Origin of the sequence: Mesorhizobium sangaii, from assembly GCF_014207355.1 — a bacterium.
GTDB classification, from domain to species: domain Bacteria; phylum Pseudomonadota; class Alphaproteobacteria; order Rhizobiales; family Rhizobiaceae; genus Mesorhizobium; species Mesorhizobium sangaii.
In genome coordinates, this window is record NZ_JACHEF010000005.1 from 369,932 (window position 1) to 389,529 (window position 19,598).

The 19,598-nt window shown below is 62.5% G+C and carries 15 protein-coding genes and 1 pseudogene; 6 read left to right on the plus strand and 10 right to left on the minus strand.

Going from position 1 to position 19,598, the window contains the following annotated elements:
- Window positions 1-113: 113 nt before the first annotated feature.
- The 5 genes and pseudogenes from HNQ71_RS24600 to HNQ71_RS24620 all read right to left on the minus strand — a co-directional run bounded on the left by HNQ71_RS24600 (window position 114) and on the right by HNQ71_RS24620 (window position 5,283).
- On the minus strand, window positions 114-872 hold the full coding sequence (locus HNQ71_RS24600; protein ID WP_095091267.1) for a slipin family protein: 759 nt from the start codon (window positions 870-872) through the stop codon (window positions 114-116).
- Window positions 869-2,260, minus strand: a complete 1,392-nt coding sequence (locus tag HNQ71_RS24605; RefSeq protein ID WP_184875283.1) for an NfeD family protein — start codon at window positions 2,258-2,260, stop codon at window positions 869-871. The genes HNQ71_RS24600 and HNQ71_RS24605 overlap by 4 nt, the downstream gene beginning before the upstream one ends.
- 104 nt (window positions 2,261-2,364) lie before the next feature.
- Window positions 2,365-3,242: pseudogene (locus tag HNQ71_RS24610) on the minus strand (EamA family transporter).
- A gap of 169 nt (window positions 3,243-3,411) precedes the next feature.
- Window positions 3,412-4,503: a sensor histidine kinase gene (locus tag HNQ71_RS24615; RefSeq protein WP_184875284.1), complete on the minus strand. Its 1,092-nt coding sequence runs from the start codon at window positions 4,501-4,503 to the stop codon at window positions 3,412-3,414.
- A gap of 366 nt (window positions 4,504-4,869) precedes the next feature.
- Complete coding sequence (locus HNQ71_RS24620; RefSeq protein ID WP_184875285.1) at window positions 4,870-5,283, minus strand: hypothetical protein; 414 nt, start codon at window positions 5,281-5,283, stop codon at window positions 4,870-4,872.
- Between the two features lie 20 nt (window positions 5,284-5,303).
- On the opposite strand from HNQ71_RS24620, the gene HNQ71_RS24625 reads away from it, so the two are divergent.
- Genes HNQ71_RS24625 through HNQ71_RS24640 form a run of 4 tightly spaced genes read left to right on the plus strand, consistent with a single transcriptional unit; the run spans window position 5,304 to window position 10,480 of the window.
- Window positions 5,304-6,497 (plus strand): acyltransferase family protein, encoded by a 1,194-nt coding sequence (locus tag HNQ71_RS24625; protein WP_184875286.1) that lies wholly within the window; start codon window positions 5,304-5,306, stop codon window positions 6,495-6,497.
- Entirely contained in the window at window positions 6,494-7,600 is a 1,107-nt protein-coding gene (locus tag HNQ71_RS24630; protein ID WP_184875287.1) for a glycosyltransferase family 2 protein, read from the plus strand. The genes HNQ71_RS24625 and HNQ71_RS24630 overlap by 4 nt, the downstream gene beginning before the upstream one ends.
- 3 nt (window positions 7,601-7,603) lie before the next feature.
- On the plus strand, window positions 7,604-8,638 hold the full coding sequence (locus HNQ71_RS24635) for a glycosyltransferase family 2 protein (protein ID WP_184875288.1): 1,035 nt from the start codon (window positions 7,604-7,606) through the stop codon (window positions 8,636-8,638).
- A 9-nt stretch (window positions 8,639-8,647) separates the two neighbouring features.
- A complete protein-coding gene (locus tag HNQ71_RS24640) occupies window positions 8,648-10,480 on the plus strand; it encodes an ABC transporter ATP-binding protein (RefSeq protein ID WP_184875289.1) in 1,833 nt (610 codons plus the stop codon).
- Between the two features lies 1 nt (window position 10,481).
- Here the strand turns inward: HNQ71_RS24640 and HNQ71_RS24645 are convergent, their stop codons facing one another.
- The 5 genes from HNQ71_RS24645 to minC all read right to left on the minus strand — a co-directional run bounded on the left by HNQ71_RS24645 (window position 10,482) and on the right by minC (window position 16,588).
- Window positions 10,482-11,948 carry a coiled-coil domain-containing protein gene (locus tag HNQ71_RS24645; protein ID WP_184875290.1) on the minus strand — a complete coding sequence of 489 codons (1,467 nt, stop codon included), beginning with the start codon at window positions 11,946-11,948 and terminating at the stop codon, window positions 10,482-10,484.
- Between the two features lie 178 nt (window positions 11,949-12,126).
- Window positions 12,127-14,331, minus strand: a complete 2,205-nt coding sequence (locus tag HNQ71_RS24650; RefSeq protein ID WP_184875291.1) for a diguanylate cyclase — start codon at window positions 14,329-14,331, stop codon at window positions 12,127-12,129.
- Between the two features lie 281 nt (window positions 14,332-14,612).
- Window positions 14,613-14,885, minus strand: a complete 273-nt coding sequence (minE, locus tag HNQ71_RS24655; protein WP_024501686.1) for a cell division topological specificity factor MinE — start codon at window positions 14,883-14,885, stop codon at window positions 14,613-14,615.
- Complete coding sequence (gene minD, locus HNQ71_RS24660; protein WP_184875292.1) at window positions 14,882-15,697, minus strand: septum site-determining protein MinD; 816 nt, start codon at window positions 15,695-15,697, stop codon at window positions 14,882-14,884. Before minD ends, minE begins: the two co-directional genes overlap by 4 nt.
- Before the next feature lie 60 nt (window positions 15,698-15,757).
- Window positions 15,758-16,588, minus strand: coding sequence for a septum site-determining protein MinC (gene minC, locus HNQ71_RS24665; RefSeq protein ID WP_184875293.1), 831 nt, complete (start codon window positions 16,586-16,588; stop codon window positions 15,758-15,760).
- Window positions 16,589-16,964: 376 nt separating this feature from the next.
- Here minC and HNQ71_RS24670 point away from each other — a divergent pair, with 376 nt between their 5' ends.
- Complete coding sequence (locus HNQ71_RS24670; RefSeq protein WP_184875294.1) at window positions 16,965-17,558, plus strand: hypothetical protein; 594 nt, start codon at window positions 16,965-16,967, stop codon at window positions 17,556-17,558.
- A 173-nt stretch (window positions 17,559-17,731) separates the two neighbouring features.
- The gene (locus tag HNQ71_RS24675; protein ID WP_184875295.1) at window positions 17,732-19,561 is read left to right on the plus strand and encodes an AAA family ATPase; all 1,830 of its coding nucleotides are present in this window, start codon (window positions 17,732-17,734) and stop codon (window positions 19,559-19,561) included.
- The last annotated feature ends 37 nt before the right edge of the window (window positions 19,562-19,598 follow it).

Genomic DNA, 19,598 nt, shown 5'->3' on the forward strand with positions numbered 1-19,598 from the left:
TCGAGCGCTGGCCTCCTCTGTCGACGATAAGGGGTCGCGTCAGGACGCACCCACCCCCTCTGTCGCCTTCGGCGACATCTCCCCTCAAGGGGGGGAGATCACACGCTCCTCCCCTACTTCCCCTGCTGCTTCATGAACTGGCTGAGCAGATCCACCGGCAGCGGGAACACAACCGTGGACGAGCGCTCGCCGGCGATGTCGTGCAGGGCCTCGAAATAGCGCAGTTGCATGGCTTGCGGCTCGGCGGCCAGCATCTTGCCCGCCTCGACCAGCTTGGCCGCCGCCTGCTGCTCGCCATCGGCGTTGATCACCTTGGCGCGGCGCAGCCGCTCGGCCTCGGCCTGCTTGGCGATGGCGCGGATCATGCTCTCGTTCAGGTCGACATGCTTGATCTCGACATTGGAGACCTTGATGCCCCAGGCATCGGTGCGCTGGTCGAGGATCTCCTGGATATCGCTGTTGAGCTTGTCGCGCTCGGCCAGCATTTCGTCGAGCTCATGCTTGCCGAGCACCGAGCGCAGCGTGGTCTGCGCCAGTTGATTGGTGGCGGCCATGAAGTCCTCGACCTGGATGATCGCCCGTTCGGCGTCGACGATGCGGAAATAGAGCACCGCGTTGACTTTCACCGAGACGTTGTCGCGCGAAATCACGTCCTGCGGCGGCACATCCTGCACCACCACCCGCAGATCGACCTTGACCATCTGCTGGATGAAGGGGACGAGGATGATGAGACCGGGACCCTTGACCCCGGTGAAGCGGCCGAGCGTGAAGACCACACCGCGCTGATATTCCCTGAGGATGCGAATGGCCGCGGACAGGAACATGACCACCACCAGCGCAAGCAACAGATAGGCCACGTAACCGATGCTCATTTTTTTGCTCCATTCCTCTCGGCGTCGCGCCGCCGCACCGTCAGCACGAGATCGCTGATGTCGGTCACCTCGACGCTGTCGCCGGGTGCGATGGGTTCGTCGGCCTTCGCCCGCCAGCGCTCGCCCTGGGCCAGTACATGGCCCTCGCTGCCCTGCCAGTCGAGAATCTGGGCCGACAGTCCGCGCATCGCCTCACCGCCGACACGCGGCAGGCTCTTACGCGCCGCCCAGACATAGGTGCCCGTCAGCAGCGCCAGCCCAAGCGTCAGCGCGGCGGCGGGACCGATGACGGCCCATGACACGGCGAAGCCCGGACCTTGGGTCTTGAGCAGCACGGTGGCGCCAAGCAGAAAGGCGGCCACGCCGCCGAGTCCAAGCACCACGGTGGGATTGAAGGCCTCGACGACGAGGAAGGCGACGCCAAGCAGCATCAGGGCGAGGCCGGCATAATTGATCGGCAGGAGATTGAGTGCGTAGAGCCCAAGCACGAGGCAGATGGTCCCGATGACGCCGGGCGCCACCGCGCCGGGGCTGGTGAACTCGAAGATGATGGCGTAGACGCCGACCAGCATCAGGATGATGGCAACGTTCGGATCGGTGATGACGGAGAGAAGCTGGATGAACCAGCCGGGTTCCAGCGTCTCGACCGGCAGCCCTTTGGTCGCCAGAACCACTTTCCTGCCGGCTACATCGACGGTCCGCCCATCGGCCAGCCGCAACAACTCGGTGGTGTCGTGGGCGACGAAGTCGATCACATGTTCCTGCAGCGCCGCGTTGGCCGAAAGGCTCGCCGCTTCGCGCACGGCTTTCTCGCCCCAGTCGCCATTGCGCCCGCGCAGTTCCGCCAGCGAGCGGATCAAGGCAACCGCGTCATTGGTCACCTTGGCCATCATCGCGTCGCCTGCCGGCCGCCCGGTGGCGTCCTTCTGATCGCTCTTATTGTTCTGGTCGCCCTTGTCCTTGTCGCCGCCGGGAAGCGACGGCAGCCCGCCCATCTCGACCGGCGTCGCGGCGCCCAGATTGGTGCCGGGCGCCATCGCCGCGACATGGGTGGCATAGAGGATATAGGTGCCGGCGCTGGCGGCATGGCCACCGGCCGGCGCGACATAGCCGATGACTGGCACCGGTGAAGCGAGGATATCGGCGATCATCTCGCGCATCGACGTGACCAGCCCGCCGGGCGTATCGAGCTGAAGGACGAGGACTTCGGCGCCCCGCTTGGCGGCTACGTCAAGCGCTTCCTCGAGTTGCCTGGTGCTTGCCGGCCCGATGGCGCCGTCAATGGCGACGCTCAGCGCAACCTTCTCGCTCCCGGCCGAAGAGAAGGGAGAGAAGACAGCTGCGGCGACGAAGGCCGCGGCAAGAAGGGCCACCCGCGCGAAGGTCACGCTCAAAGCTCCGTAAAATCAATATGGGTTGTATTTTGGCGAAGTCCAAGAGGAGCGACGCCGGCGATTGCGAACGCGGCTGAGCGCAATCTCTTGTCGAGGAGCTATTCCGGAGATGGCACCGGCGGCCGCGACGTCAGCGCGGTGCCGAAGGCGGCGGCAATGACGGCGGCGATGCCGGCCAGTTGCGTAGGGGTCAGGCTTTCGTGCAGGAATAGGAAACCGGCCAGCGCGCCCAGCCCGGGCTCGAGGCAGGTCAGCGTGCCGTAGATGCGAGCCGGCATCCGGGTCAGCGCCACCATCTCCAGCCAGAACGGCAGCGCGCTTGAAAACAGGCCGACGAGCAGCGCGCTGGTCAGGATCGATGGCGTGAGCAGCGCGGTTCCCGCCTGTGCCACGCCGAAGGGCAGCACCAGCACGGCTGCGATCGCCATGCCATAGTGGTGCGCGAGCCGAGTTCAGCACCCGCCTTCTGGGCGAGCACGATGTAGAGCGCCCAGAAGCCGCCGGCCGCCAGCGCCAGCATCACCCCGGTCGGATCAAGCGGCTGCAGCGAATGGACGAACGGCGACAACAGCACGATGCCGGCCACCGCCAGCGCGATCCAGGCAAAGTCGCTGGCACGCCGCGAGGTCAACGTCGCCACCAGCAATGGACCGGAAAATTCCAACGCCACCGCGATGCCGAGCGGAATGGTGGCGAGTGCAGCGTAAAACAGAAGGTTGAGCGCGCACAGCGTCACGCCATAGGCGATCAGCCACGGTATGGTGGCGCGCGACGGCCGCATCTGCCACGGCCGCAGCACGGCGATCAACATCAGCGCGCCGACGACGAGCCGCAGCGTCGTCGTGCCCTGCGCCCCGATCAGGGGGAACAGACCCTTGGCGAAGGTGGCGCCGATCTGGATCGACACCATGGCGCCCATCAGCGCGGCGATCGGCAAGGGCGCCGCTTCGCGGCGGGCAACCGGCGTCGATGTCACTTCGGTCGTCCTCCCTTGGCGCCCGGATCAGGCAGCATGGATGGGGAATACGGGCAACCGGCCTGTCCTGTCGTGAGGCAGGGCGGACTGTCGGCTGGGGCAAGGCCAAGCGGTTCGAAGGTCAGCCGGGCTCTTCCGCCATCCATGCCACCGGTTCAGCGTCACCCTGCTAGGCGGCGGCCGCAACCGAGCGCTTGAACAGGATGGTGACCCTCGTGCCCTTGCTTGCGCTCGACTTCACGTCGAACTCCGCCTTGGCGTTCTCGGTCAGCGAGTGGGCAATCAGCGCGCCGAGCTTGCCGCGCTTGGGCCAAGTCTCGCCTTCCGGCAGACCGATGCCGTCATCGGCGATGACGACGCTACAGCCATCGCCATCAACGATGCTGTGCAGCGTGATCGTGCCGCCGTCGCGTCCCTGGAAGGCATGCTTGAGCGCATTGGTCAAAAGCTCATTCACCACCAGCCCGGTCGGCATGGCCACGTTGATCGATACCGGATAGGTGTCGACCTTCATGTCGAGGCGGATGCCCTCGACCGCATGCGAGTTCATCACCGCCGACGCGATTTGGCTGAGATAGACGCCGAGATCGACCTCATCATTGTGATCGTCGTGATCGTCGCCAGACAGCGTCTGGTAGAGGATCGCCAGCGCGTCGACGCGCCCCGCCAGCCTCTCGAAACGCTTCTGGTCCGGCTCGGCCGCGTTGCGGGTTTCGAGGCGGATCAGCGCGGTGATCATCTGCAGATTGTTCTTCACCCGGTGCTGGAGTTCACGCAGCAGCGTGTCCTTCTCGCGGATGTGCTCGTCGATCGAGCGCGCATCCTCTGTTTCGCCATGGGCCGAAACATCCACCAGTGCCACCAGCCGGAAGCAGACCTTGCCATCGTCATCCTGGATGAGGTTGGAGTAGACGTCGACGATCGCAGGGGCTTCTTTCCGCTCCAGCCGGAACGTGCCGACGAAATCGGTCTCCTCGACGATGGCCTCAAAGAGTGCCCGGCCCTTCTGCTGGTGCAGGCCGGTGCCGGAAAGCGCGGCCCAGCGCTCCCGGGCGAGCCTCGCCGCCTTGAGGCCGGACAATTTCTCGAATTCCGGATTGGCATACACAACGCGCTCCTTCGAGCCCAGATCCGAGACGGCAATGGCAATCGGTACCTGGTCGAGGAACTTCTTGAATTGTTCGCTTTCCAGCGCACTGGCAAGGTCCGGCGTTTCGAGCAACTGCCCGACCGCTTCGCCCTTCTGTGTATCGGATGTCATCTGCAGCACCTGTGCTGTGCGTGGGGGGCATCAATACCAGCGATGCGATCACCCCGCCACCGCCAAAGCTCGAGGCGGCATTTTCACGCGCCGCGTCGCCACGCACATTGAGTGGCGTTCTCGGAATTGGCGTAGCCGCTCCCGGCGGTGCGGGTGAGTTCGGCGGTCTGCCCCCGCGATGCGGCCGAGCGCCGGGCGAGCGCGATGCGGGCCTGATAGCCGCGCGCCTGGTGACCACGTAAAGGCCCGCAGCCATGCTGCATCGCGCAAAACTCAATGCTTCTAATTCATACGCTGCGGAGCTGGAGCAAATTTATATAGTGAAAATATAGACTTCCGAGTTTCGCGGACGATTTAAGAAAAACTCTAGACTTTCCTATTTCCAAGCTGAGATTCTCTCCAATCAACCCAAACGGGCGGATTCGGACAGCTTAACGACGGGGTTGAACTTCTGGAGAAAATCGCCAAAAAGGCCAGGCACCGGCCGGTTTTTATCAATATTTCGCGCTCGCTCACACAAGTATTTCGGCTTGGTAAATTTTTTGTGTTGCGCTGCACAATGCGGTAACCGAACCATCCTCTGGGGGACTCATTTAACGACTGGACATAGGCCGTGAAGGATTCCCTGGCTTGACCGACTTTAGCTGCCCGTCCGTCGATTTCGAGCCCGGCCTGAGCGGACTCGCAAAGCGTGGGTTTGATGCTGCCGGCCCCGTGGCGGGTCTCGTTCGCCTTGGCCTGCCGTTCGAAAAAACCGCCTTGCGGCTTTATCGCGGACATCACGCCGGCGGACGCCGCTGATGGGAAACACCCGCGACATCCAACTGGATGCCTTGAGGGCCATCGCCGTGACGATGGTTCTGTACTCCCATTTCTTCGCGGCCGGAGGATCATCCTTCTGGGGCCATATCGGCGTGCGGTTGTTTTTCGTGCTGAGCGGCTTCCTGATCACGCGCCTGCTGCTGGAAGCGCGTTCGGCCGCAGAATTTGAAACCGGCGCCGCGTTGCGAGCCTTCTACATCAGGCGGGCGCTGCGGATATTTCCTCCCTATTTCGCCGTCCTGGGTTTCGTTTGGCTGTTTGACCTGGAACAGGCCAGGGCATCGCTGATCTGGCACGCGCTTTATCTGTCGAATTTCTGGTATGCGCTGCGTAATGACTGGACGCCCTGGGTGCTGTGCCATTTCTGGAGCCTGAGCATCGAGGAGCAGTTCTATGTCGCCTGGCCACTGATCGTCCTGCTGGTTCCGCGCCGGCGCTTCGAGCCGATCTGCATCGGCATCATCCTGCTGTCGCTGGCCTATCGCTTCTACTGGCCGGTCACCGCCACTCCGGCGCTGGCACGCGACCTGCTGCCGCCGGCATCCATGGATGCGCTGGCGTCGGGTGCGCTGCTTGCCTGCTGGCGGTCCAGGAGCGCCAGCCTGCCGCAATGGATGCGGCTGGGCTGGCCTGCCTTCGCGGCCGCATTCCTGATGATCGAATGGTTTGTCCCGGCGCCTCCCGATCCGACACTGGAATGGGCCCGCTGGCTGCTGCTGCAAGTCCTGCCGCTGGTGCCGTTGATGGCCATCGTCGCCGCCTGTTCGAGCGGCCTTGGAGGCACAATCGGCAAGCTTGCCGAACTGCCGCCGCTGCTCGCTCTCGGTCGCATCAGCTACGGTGTTTATCTCTATCATCCGATATTGTTGTCGCTCGCCGTCAAGTCGCAGCCCTGGATTCCGCTCAACGTCTCGGAGCAAGGGCCAGGGCGGTTGCTGGTTGCGAGCGCCGCCACGATTGTCGTGGCCTCGATTTCCTGGGTGGTTTTCGAAAGGCCGCTCAACCGCCTGAAGCGCCACTTTCCCTATGTGGCGCGCACCAATGCCGCGCCGACACGCGCCGACCGCGCCGACCGCGCCGACCGCGCCGGCTGGGTCGCGAGGGCGCCCGGCCGATCGCCCGATGGCCCGGCACCATCGCTCGACCTCCAGCGAACGGATGCGAGACCATGACCGCTGCGCCTCTCGTCTCGGTCCTGCTGCCGATCTACAATGCCGGGCCCTATCTCGCCGCCGCGCTGGGAAGCATCCTGCGGCAGGACTACTGCCGCGTGGAGGTCATCGCCATCGATGACGGGTCGACCGACAATTCGCTCCAAATCCTCGAGCGATACCGGCAAGCCGATAGCCGCATCTCGATCATCTCGCGCGAAAACCGCGGCCTCGTGGCGACGCTCAACGAAGGGCTGCAGAAAGCCCAGGGCGAGTTGGTCGCGCGGATGGACGCGGACGACGTCGCCTACCCCTGGCGCTTGTCGCGCCAGGTGGCGCTGTTCGAGGGGCGGCCCGAACTCGGCTTCTGCGGCGCCGGCGTCGACATGTTGATCCGCGGCCGCATCGCCAGGGGCAAGCCCGATCCGGTGTTCCAGTTCGGCCGCATTCCCATTTTGGCGATGTTCTTCACCATCTTCATGCACCCGACGGTCGTCTACAACAGGAAGGTCGTCGAAGACGGCGATCTCCACTACGACAAGACCTACAGGCACGCCGAGGATTTCGACCTTTTCAGGCGGCTGGCCGGCCGCTACCCGGCAGCCATGATGCCCGAAAACCTGGTCGTCTACCGCATCCATCAGGCAAGCGTGACCAGCCGGCACAGCAAGGAGATGCGCAGGACGCATTTGCGGATCGTGGCGGAGAATCTCGAGCGCGAGGGCCTCGCGGAAACCACGCGGGACCTGCGCGACATCGGCGATGCGGTCAGCCTCGACACGGTTACCCATGCGGCCAACTTCATCGTCGCGCTGGAGGAGGAGATTTGCTCGCTGCCGGCCGAGACGCGGCCAAGCTTCGAGGCCGGCGCGCTGAACCTGTTCTATTTCCTCTACCAGCTCGTCGCCGACGAAAAGCAGCCCTCGCTGACGCATGAATTGCTGACGCGGACCGCGAAATGGAACGTCATCCGGCGCCGCGAGAAATATGCGCTGCGGCCGGGCTCCTGGGCGCCCTGGCTCAGCCTTGCCTCGCTGTCGGCCGGCAGGCAGGCGGACGCCCTGGCATACTTCTTCAAATCCGCGCCCGCCGAGACGGTCCTGGCGCCTTATCAGTTGAGTTAGAGGATGACCGTCAAAGCCCACCAACCGCTGCAGCGCGATCGATCGACGGAGCTTGGCACCGTCCCGGCCAATCCCCGCCCGGAACGATCGGCACCGGAAGTCAGCTTCATCATCTGCACGCGCAACCGCGTCGCCGTGCTCGAAGCCTGCATCACGTCGGTGCAGGCCGCGTGCCGCGCCCATGCCGACTTCGGCGCCGAACTGGTGGTCGTCGACAACGGTTCGAGCGACCGCACGGCGGAACGCCTGGCCAGCATCGCCGCCATGTCGGACATTCCATTCACGCCCGTTTACGAAGCCCGACCTGGATTGGCGACTGCCCGCAACGCCGGGTTGAAGCGCGCGCGGGGCCGTGTGCTGGTCTTTGTCGATGATGACTGCGCGGTCCATTGCGACTACCTGCGCGATCTGGAGCGACACTATGCATCCGGGGAACACTGGCTGATCCGGGGCGGCCGTGTCGAACTTGGCGATCCCAGGGATTTGCCGTTCACGATCAAGCGCTCGCGGGTACGCGAGCGGCTGACGCCGGATGTCCATCCCGGCGGTTTCGTGCTGGGCTGCAACATGACGATGCACCGCGATGTCGCGGCCCGTATCGGCAATTTCGACGAGCGCTTCGGCGCCGGCGGGCCGTTGCGGTCGGCGGAGGATACCGACTATCTCGTGCGCGCGGTGCTGCTCGGCATCGCGGTCGAGTATGTGCCGGACATGACGATATTCCATCATCACGGCAGGCGGGATCGCAAATCCATCGAAAAGCTCCACCGCGACTACAGCCTGGGCAATGGCGGGCTGTGCCTGAAACATGTTCGTCATGCGCCCTGGCTGCTTCGCCATTTCTACTGGGCCACCAGAGCCGCGTTGCGGGAATTGTCGGGCGGGCCGGCGTTCGATCGTGAACTCAACCTGTCGCACTGGCCGATCGTCGGCATGAATTTGCTCGGCGCCGCCAGATTCGCGGTTCTCATGCTGGCGAGACGGGCGCAGGGTGCGCCGGTGCGACAAGATCAACAGGCAAATGCCGAAGCGAGTTGAACCGCAATAATGCCATTGCTACCGCCCAGCCTGCCGATGCTGTTCCGGACGTTCGGAAAGAAGCAACTGCGCCTGCTTCCGGCCGTGGTGGTCCTCGGCCTGGTCGGCGCCGTCCTCGAAGGTTTCGGCATCGGCCTGATCATCCCGTTGCTGGGCATTATCATGGGACACGGCGATGCAGCGGGAATGGGCGGCTTCTCGGCTGTCCTCCAGCACGTCGGGTCGGGCCTGAGCGAGCGCGACCGGCTTATGGTCATTTCGATCGCCATCCTCGGTTCGATCGTCCTGAAGAACATTTTCGCCTTCGCCAACACGCTGCTGACGACCTTCATCTATGGCAAGGCAAGCCATTCGATCCGCAGCGCCTTGTCGGAGCGGCTGTTGCGGGTCGGCTACCCATTCTTCCTGCGGCAGAGTCCGGGGCGGCTGCTCAACATCATCTCCAACGAATCCTGGCGGGCGTCGGATGCGATCCAGATCGTGCTGTCGGCCATCGTCAGCGCATCGGCCGCCATCATCCTGCTGGCTTTCCTGCTGCTGCTTTCGTGGCGCATGACGCTGTTGGTCACGCTGGGACTGGCCGCCGTCCAGATCGCGCACGCCATTCTGTCGGCCAATCTGAAAGGGCCTAGCCGCAGCGTCGCCTCGCGCAACTCGCACCTCGCCTCGCAGATGCTCCATCTGGTGCATGCCGGACGCCTGATCCGCATCTTCGGACAGGAGAGCCGGGAGAAGGCGATATTCGATACGGCGTCCGATGCGGTCCGCCGCGCTTCCTTCGTCCTGCTTGTCCGCCAGGGAGCGTTGCCGCCGCTGACAGAGGTTCTCCACGCCGCGCTGTTTCTGGCGGTGGTGATCGGCGCCTGGCTGGCGCAGGTGAATTTCCCGCTGATCATCGCGTTTGTCATCCTGCTCTATAGGCTGCAGCCGCATATGCGGGCCCTGCAGGGGTCGTGGAGCCAGTTGCAAGGCCTGAGCGGATCGCTCGAAGAGGTGATATGGATGCTGGATCCATCCGGCAAGCCTCCACCGCCGCAAGGCGACGGGCCGTTCCATGGCTTGCGCCAGGGCATCAAGTTCGATGACGTGACCTTCACCTATTCCGGCACGGACCGGCGTGAAGTGGTGCTGCATTCGGCGACTTTCGAAATCCGCGGCGGCCGCTCGACAGCACTGATCGGCCGCTCGGGCGCAGGCAAGACGACGATCGTCAATCTCCTGTGCCGCTTCGTGGAACCGGACACCGGCAGGATACTCGTCGATGGATCACCGCTTGACGGGATCGACGCCAGCCAGTGGCGCCAGCACATCGCACTGGCCAGCCAGGAGCTGGAGCTGGTCGATGGCACCATTTTTGAAAACATCACCTACGGGCAGGACGCGGCCACGGCCGCCGAAGCCGAGCGTGCCGCGAGACTGGCCGAGGCGCATGAATTCATCGAACGGCTCCCGCTCGGTTACGACACGCTCGTCGGCTACAGGGGTGTCAACCTCTCGGCTGGACAGCGGCAGCGGATCGCACTGGCCAGGGCCCTGGTGCGCGATCCCGATCTCCTGATCCTGGACGAGGCCACCAATGCCGTGGATGGGCTATCGGAGGCAGCCATCGTCGAGACGCTGAAGTCGAGAGCCGGCCGCCGCACGACCATCGTCATCAGCCACCATCACAGCACCATCTCGTTCTGCGACGACGTGGTGATCTTGAGCGGCGGCAGGGTGAAAAAGCAGGCGCCTTTTGGCGCCCTGGCATCGCTCACCATGGACGAGCTCTACCAGCACGAGCAACTCGCCGCCCCAGGCCGAGCGGGAGCGAAGCGACGTCGCGGCGAGCCCGCGAAGTAGGCTACGGCGTCGCGCGCAGGTTCCTGCGGGCGCGCCGCCTGCCCGTTGCACGTGCTTTCTCCGCCACCACGCCGGTGATCTCGACCACGGTGCCCTCGCGCGGTCTGCCGATGGTGGCCTTGTGGAGCCGCTCGTAGGGCAGCAACTCCTTGATCCGGGCATTGAGCGACACGATTTCGGCCCTGAGGTCCTCGCATTCCTGCCTCTGGACATCGAGCTGTATCTGTTCAGACGCCTGTTGCAGCATAAGCTGTGAGAGATTGGCGTTCACTTTCGAAAGGCTCGCCTTGTCGCTTTCGTTCTCATCGGTGAGTGCGGTCAATTTTTCGTCGGCGATCTTCTTTTCGGCCAGCGTGTCGTTCAATTCAGTCTTGAGCCTGGCGATCTCGCTGGCGGCCTCGCTGTTCTCGTTCGAGGCCCACTCCAGCCGCGATTGCAGGTCCTGGATCTCCGAGCGCAATCCGCGCATTTCCGTCTGGCTGCGAGCCAGCTCGGCCTCCCTGTCGCCTTCCACCATGCCGGCCGCTTCGGACATGTCCGACAGCTTCGCCTGTGCGGCCTCAAGTGCCTTCTGGAGCCGCACCTCCTCCTTCTCGCTCTTGGCCAGCGCGGCCAGCAGTTCGGCAAGCCGCGCGGCTTCGCTGGCATGGATCGCCGAGAGCTCGTCGAGCCGGTGGCGCGCCTGGGATTCCCGCTTCAGCGCCTTGTCGAGTTCCATCGACAGGCTGACATGCTTATCCCGCAGCATCTTGCTCTCGCGCAGGCGCCTGTTGGCCTCGACGGTCCTGGCGGTCAGCCGCTTGGCGATGTCGCCGAAGTCCGCGTCGCGTTTTGCGCTCGCATTGGCCGCCTCCACGAGTTCCAGCCTTGTCGCGGCAAGCGTCGCGCGAAGTGCGTCCCTGTCCTGGACCAGGCTTGTCTCGCGCTGTTGCAGCACTTCGCAGGTGCTTTCACGCTCGCGCAGCTTTCGCCCCGCGTCGTGCAGCTTTTCCGACAGTGTTCTTTGTTCGGCGAGGAGGCCGGCATTGGCCAGCTCCAGCTCGTTGGCGCGAAGAATGTCGCCGTGCAGGATGTTGAGGTATTCGCGCGTCAAATGGTGTGAGGTCGCGATCTCCGACAGCTTGCCGGTGATCTCCTCCATATAGTCCCTGGCGTCATGGAACAGCCCTTCGAAGGCGCCCAACGCTGCCAGTCGGGTCTGGGCGTGGGAGGTCAGCCGCGGCCCGGTTTCGGAACTGTCCGTGTTGCCCGCACCGTCTGCATTCTCCGCACCATCCGCGTTTGCCGCATTGGCCTCGGCTGGCGGGTCGTCGGGTGCCGCCGTGGAATCCGGGACCTCGTCGCTCTTTGGCGGCGCCTCGTCCTCGGCGTTGAGACTAGCGTCCAGCGCATCCGCCAGATCGATCTGCAATTCCTGTAGCGCGTTATCTACGTCTTCAGCACGCTTGATCAAGCCCTTGAAGTTCATGCCCGAACTCCCCTACCCATACCCAACCCAGTACTTAACGAATTGCTAACATATCCTTACATCCGCAATTTGCGCAGGGGAAGCCCCCGTTGGCGGGAGGTAGGTTCGGACATTTGGGGGTGTGTGCCGCGAGCAACCAATGCCGCGGCCGTGGAGAACTCTACCTCAAAAAGGGGTCTCAGCTGCTTTTCGGGGCTGGTACCAACTGGATCGGGGGTCGCTCTCCGGGCGCATTACCCAGCGCGACGGCGACCCGGTCGCGCCCCTTGCCCTTGGCATCGTAGAGCGCGTGATCCGCGGCATTCGTCAACTCGGCCCAGCCCACGCCATGCTCGGGGTAGGCGGCGACCCCGAACGAGGCAGTAACGGTGCCCAGCGTTCGGCCGCGATGCGTCAGATGAAGCTTCCTGATCGCCTGGCGCAGCGCTTCCGCCCGCTCGGCACCTTCTTCGACCGAGCTTCCCGGCATGACAAGGGCAAACTCCTCGCCGCCGTAGCGCGACACGACATCGCTATCCCTGGCATGCTCGATCAATGTGGCGGCGACCTGCTTCAGGACAAGGTCGCCGGCTTCGTGGCCGAACGTATCGTTGAACTGTTTGAAATGATCGACATCGAGCATGATGATCACCAGCGGCTGGCCTGAGCGCTCCATCCGGCGCAGTTCGCGGCTGCCCGTCTCCTCGAGATATCGCCGGTTGAAGAGACCGGTGTTCGGATCGCGGATCGACTGCTGCCGCAGCGTCTCGCGCAGGCGCAGATTTGCCAGCGCCAGCGCCAGCGTGTCGACAACGCCGCGCAGGATCTGCTGTCTTTCAGCCAGCCATTGCGGCTTCTCGGCCGCGTTCGGCTCGCACAGATGAAGGATGCCCAGCGTTTCGCCTTGCGCCGCCAGAGGCATGCAGACATAGCCCTTCTTACCGTTCTCGGTGATGTGCGCGCAGCGCGGCGTGAGCATGCCGGGCCCAGTGACATGTTCCTGGCCACGCCTGAGCGCCCAGCAGTCTTCCGGCGCGAATTGCGTGGCACTCGAGCGGATGTCGCCCCAATGCGCCATCTCCTCCACCAGATTGCGCGACGCGCTGGTCAGGTGGACGGTTCCGCTCAAGCCACCGAGGAACTCGGCCATGGCGGCGCCGACCACCGAGAACGCTTCCGGGAAGGTGACGCAGGCCTGGAGCAGTTCGCCAAGCTTGACCAGACGGGTCGTGGTTTCGGACTTCTCGTGCAGTTCGCGGTTGAGCAGCGCCAGTTGGTCGGCACGCTCGTTCACAACCACTTCGGCTCGACGCAACTCGCTGATGTCGCTCAGCGTCAGCACGAGGCCGCCGTCGGACCGGCTGAGCGGACTGCAACTGGCGATGACTGGCACATACGTGCCATCCGATTTGGTCAGGCGCACTTCGCTCTGGTGCTGGCGGCCCGTGGTCAAGGCCTGCTCGACGGGAGACCTTCCCCCGGCGAACTCGGCTCCCCTCGGATCCCGCATCGTCATGACCGAGGCCCAGTCCTGCCCGACGATCCTGTCGGCGCGCCGCCCGATCATCGCCGCCGCCGCGGGATTGACGCTGGCAATCTTGCCGTCGCTGTCCAGCACGGCGATGCCTTCGGCCGCCGTCTGGACGATGTCCTCGATGTGGGCCCGCGCGGAGGCAAGCTCGTCCGCCATGGTGTTGAAGCCCCGCGCCAACTGCCCGAACTCATCCTTGCGGCTATGGCTGATGCGCGTCATGACCTCGCCTTTTGCCAGCGATTCCATGCCTCTCATCATGTCCGAAAGGCCGGCGCCGAAACGGCTGAGCAGCCCCCAGGCGAATGCCGCCGCAACCAGCACGGCGGCTGCCGCACCGAGGCCGACCAGCCAAAGCATGCTGTTGGTGCGCTGTTCGGCGGCGCGCAGCAAGGGATCGTATTCCAGAAGCACGGCGCCGACGATCGTATCCTTGGGATGTTCGATCGCAACGGCCAGTATTTCATTGGCTTCATGCGCATCGCTGAACTTGCGCGGGATCCCATCCACCAAAGTCTGGCCGACTTCGTTGCCGAGATCGTGATCGAACTTCTCGCCGACCTTGTGGTCTTCGTCGGCGGCATGGGCCAGCAGGATCTTGTTGCGGTCGACGACCAGGAAATCCCTGAGCGAGCGATGGTGCTGCAGCTCCAGGAATTCGCGCAACGCCTCGGGCCGCTCGAACAGCGAAGGTGAGCCGTCGGATGATTTGAAGACGATCGTGTCGGCCAATTCCCGGGCGACATTGGTCGCTTCGGTCAAACCCAGCGACTTGGTCGCGGCCATCTGTGTAACGATCGCGAGGCCGCCAACCAGCCCGATCAAGGCCGCGGCGCTCGTCATGCTAAGGATGATCAGGCTCTTGATGCGCACGTCATGGCTCCGCCGAAAACGACGGCATCTTGCATGTCAAATCGAGCCAGCATCGCATTCCAGGCTTTTATTACCAAATGCTTATCATCGTCCTAACGATGCCAGGCGCGGCCGTTCCAGACGCCGAGGGAGCGGCTAGGCTCCCCACCTCCCCCTTGTGGGGAGGTCGGACCGCAGGTCCGGGTGGGGGTGCTTGGCGCAGCCGCCCGCCCCGATGCGCTTTGCGGATCGACCCTCCCCACAATTTGCGGATCGACCCTCCCCACAAGGGGGGGGTAAAATCAGCCCGCCATCGCCAGCGGCACGGCGCTCTTGTTGGGGATCTGGATGTCGATTTCCAGCGTCGACATGGTCTCGCCGCGGTCCATCGAGACCTGCAGGTAGTCCTGGTCGATCTGCACATGCTTGGCGATGACGGCCATGATCTCCTCGCGCAGGATGGAGACGAGGTCGGGCTGGCTGCGGTTGCGGCGCTCATAGGCGAGCAGCACTTGCAGCCGCTCGCGCGCCACCGGCGCACTGGAGCGCCGCTTGAAGATGTCGAGCAGGTTCATGCCGCCCTCCTTCCCAAAAGACGATCGAGAAAACCCTTGCGTTCGAACGGCACGACGACCGGCAAGTTCTCGCCCTCGAGCCGCCTGGCGGCGTCGATATAGGCCTTGGCGGCCGCGTTGAGCGGCTCCGACAGCGTCACCGGCGAACCGAGGTTGGAGGCCCTCAGCACATCCTGGCTCTCGGGGATGATGCCGAGCAGTGGCGTCGACAGGATTTCCAGCACGTCGTCGATGGAGAGCATTTCGCCGCGCGAGGCGCGCGCCGCGTCATAGCGCGTGACCAGCACATGCTTGGCGATCTGCTCGCCCTGCTCCGCCCTCAAGGTACGGGCATCGAGCAGGCCGATGATGCGATCGGAATCGCGCACCGAGCTCACTTCCGGATTGGTGACGATGACCGCCTCGTCGGCAAAGCGCATGGCGAGCTGTGCGCCGCGCTCGATGCCGGCCGGGCTGTCGCAGAACACATAGTCGAACACCGAGCGCAGCTTGTCGATGACTTCGCCGACGCCGTCCTCGGTCAGCGCATCCTTGTCGCGCGTCTGCGAGGCCGGCAGCAGGAACAGCGTCTCCACCCGCTTGTCGCGGATCAGCGCCTGCGAAAGCTTGGCCGAGCCCTGGATGACGTTGACGAGGTCGAACACCACGCGCCGCTCGGCGCCCATGATCAGGTCGAGGTTGCGCAGGCCGACGTCGAAATCGACCAGGGCCACCTTCTTGCCGGTCTTGGCGACCGCCGCCCCGAGCGCTGCCGTCGAGGTCGTCTTGCCGACGCCCCCCTTGCCCGAGGTGACCACCACTACCTTGCCCATGAAAATGCCTCCGTTGTTGTTATGTCGTTGGTCGAGCGGCCCTGCCGGCCGCAACAAATGTCAGCTGAGCGGCGCGACGCGCAGCCCGTCCCCGTCGAGAAATGCCTGCACCGGCTTGCCGCGCGAAACGCCTTCCATCTCCTCGGCGGTGACATACCAGCCGTCCACCGCCAGAAGCTCGGCCTCGTTGCGGCGGCAGAAGATGCGCGCCCCCTTGTTGCCGAGCGCACCCGCCGAAGCGCGCCCGCGCAGCGTGCCGTAGACATGGATCGAACCCGCCGCGATGATCTCCGAGCCGGACGCGACCGAGCCGAGCACGATGACATCGCCATGCGGATGCACGATCGCCTGGCCGGAACGGATCGGCGACTTGATCATCAGCGTGCCCGAAGCCTCCTGCCCAACCTGCGGCTCGCTCTCGCCTGCTTTGCTTGCGCCAACCTTGTCGGCCTGCGCGCGCCCCACATCCGTGCGTCCGGCACCCGCGCGTTCCGCGTCCGCACGAATCTCTGGCGCCATGCCCTCGGCCTTCTCGTCCGCCCTCGCCTTGCGGCCGGGCAGCAAACCATCGGTCGTCGCCTCCTTGGCGCCGACCAGCACCGGCGGCAATTCGGCGCCGAGCGCGGCCCCTTCGAGCTCGATGGCATAGATGCGGATGCCGCGCGTGGCGAGTTCCGCCACAAGCGCCGCGATCTCGTCCGCCCCGGGCTTCAGCGTGTTCAGATCGAGCAGCACCGGGCGGCCGCTGAAATAACCGGGCGAGTTGCCGATCCAGTGGTCCAGCCCCTCCAGCCAGGCCGCCAAAGGCGCCTCCGGTGTCAGCGTGAAGGCGACGAACGAGCGGGCGCGAAAGCGAATGGATTTGGCCTCGAGGGGAGCGGCAAAAGTCACTGGCGGCGAATCCTTACTGATAGGTAAACGCTAGCGAGTGAATGGTTAACGAATGGTTAATGGTTAATGTGAGGGGGTGGGGAAGCGTCGTCGGGGAAGGTGGTTTGTGTGGTTTCCTGACAGGCCCTGACGGGAGTTCGAAAACCTGCTGAACGTCAGAAGGAACCTTTAGCCGCGCTGAATTGAATGGCTGGTGTTCGGCGAGAAGCCGACGACCTCGCAGAATGAAAGACCGTGAAGCTTCATAAAACATTCGCCACGCAGATGTCTAACCGAAGATCACGGGGCGAAATCCCAACTCAAACCCTAGTTGAAAGTGGTCTTCCTTGTCGTATCGAAGTCGTAACAAATGATAACCACCGAAAGGAGTTCAGGCATGGCGAAACCCGATGTTTTCATAATTGAAAGCCTTGATCCCGACGACGAGGGAAATGGCCGCTTTGAGGGCAGTATCCTCTCAAATTTTCTGCGGCTGCACGGAAAGAGGCTGAAATACCGCTACGTCCGCACGCGTGAAGAGTTTAAGGAGGCGTTGAAAGCCTACAGGCGCTCGAATTACCGCTATCTTCACATCTCGGCCCACGGAGAAGCTGAGGGCCTAACTCTAACCAACCAAGAAGATATCGACTTTGACGAGCTAGCAATTATGCTCAAGCCCTGCCTGAAGAACCGCCGCCTGTTCCTTTCCGTTTGTTCGATGGTACATGACGATTTCGCAGAAGAGATCATCTTGAAGACGGGGTGTTACTCCGTGGTCGGCCCTACTACCGACATCTACTTTCGCGATGCAGTCGTGTTTTGGATTGCTGCCTACCATTTGATTTTCAAGGTCGATAGGTATCGGATCGTCAGCCGAACCCTTAAGACTGAGTTAGGTAGGGTTCGCGACCTCTTTAATCTCGATATTGCATACTACTCGAAATCGAAAACTCGTCCTCAAGGTTTCACCAAGGACCTGCTCGCTCACTAGCCGTCTCCCGTCGATTCTTTTATCAACTTGTCTACACAGCGCTGTTGCTGATCGAGAACTGAAGGCTCGCTTTGGATCTTTCTCGCGGGCGCGAGCGTGAAGCGACTAACGTCCCGGCCCCTGCGCTGGCACCTATCAATGATTGCGCGCTAAGCTTTCAGTTCGGAGGGAACATGCGAATCATAAAGGCGCGAATAAAGGGATTTCAGTCATTTCACGACTCTGGTGATCTAGAATTCGCCGACAGCATGAATATCGTCATTGGTCAAAACAACGCCGGCAAGAGTGCGCTCCTGCGCGCTCTTCTACCAGCGCTTCCCGACGATCGGCATCGCACCCCAGAAAAATGGGAACGATTTAGACTCTCACAGCCCCAAGTGAATTTTACCATTGCCGCCAATGGAAGCGAAATTCAAGATTGGATATTGCAATCCGGATCGCCTCAAAATTTTCCGGTGAAGATTTTGAAAGGTGGACGACCCTTTCCCGATTTCAGGGATATTTTTGGAGCGAAGGATGTCTTTCTATCAGTTTGGAGGCACCCCGGCGAAAACAATTTTTTCTCAAACTACCCTTCTCACAACTTATTTGAACACAAGATCGGCGATCAACAAGCATGCATTACAGTAATTCCTAGAAATGGCGAGTTGAACCTAGATTCATCACCGACGAGCTCAGCCAGCGACACTCTACCAAGTCTGCTTTTTCAGGCATGGCAGCGTGACATGTTCTATTTCGCGCCCGAGCGCATGACTATCGGTGAAGCTGGCGCTGGCTACGGGGCTCGCCTCCAACCTGACGCAGGCAATTTGCCAAATGTACTCCACACACTGAGTAGCGAGCGCGGAGATGTTTTTCGGCAACTGGTCGATCATCTCCGCGAAGTATTTCCAACCGTCGGCAACCTCAGCGTCAGAACCAAACCCGACAACCACCAATTTGAAGTGCGCGTTTGGCCGACTGAGGCAATGGAACGCGTAGAACTAAGTTTTCCATTGAACTCCAGTGGCACTGGGGTATCTCAAGTCATCGCCCTGCTGGCAGCAATCATGACGATCGACAAGGCGGTGATCATCATAGATGAGATCAACAGTTTTTTGCATCCAGCGGCAGTTAAGGCGCTGCTTCGTATTCTGCAGACACGATACGCTCATCATCAATACATTATCTCTACACATGCGCCGGAGGTTATTGGTTTTAGCAACCCGAGTACGATCCACCTCGTGAAGCGGGAGGGGTATGAATCGTCGGTTGAGCGACTGAACCTTGATGAGGTCGGAAAATTCCGAGAGGTCGCAGAGCACTTGGGTGTCTCAATGGCCGATGTGTTCGCCGCTGAACGAGTTGTATGGGTTGAGGGCCCAACGGAAGAGCTCTGTTTTCCTTATCTGTATCAACAGCTCGTTGGACCGCTGCCTCGTGGGACAATTATCACGTCGGTCGCCGCAACCGGTGATTTTAACAGCAACAGGCGCGATCCCGCGATCGTCTACGAGGTCTACCGCCGCCTTAGCTCGGCGGCTGCAACGTTGGTCGTTTCAGTTGTTTTCAGCTTCGATACGGAGAAGCTGACCGACGAAGAAAAGGCCAAAATGACGCGAGATTCTAGCGGTTTACTCCGCTTCCTACCTAGGCGCCATTTGGAGTGCTATTTGATCGACCCGGCAGCAATCGCTGCGTTCATCATCAGCAAGGATTCTACAACTGTTGAACGCGTTACCCCGGAGGCTGTTGAAGCCGCGTTGAAATGGAAGGCTGGAGAGCGTCCGCTTCTGGTCCCGGAATGGAAGAATGATATTAGAGATACCGGGTGGCTCGCCCGCGTCGACGCCGCCAATCTCGTCACAAGCGTTTGCGGGGCCCTTTCCGAGCACCGGGCACCTTTCGCCAAGAAGAATGACTCGCTCTTTCTCCTAAAGCACATTCTCGAAAATGCGCCCGAGCGACTGGCGCCGCTGCGCGAATATGTTCACAGCTTGGTCTCTGCAGCAGCAGCAGTTTGAACAATACTTGAATAGCGGGCACTCTTCGAACGGAAAT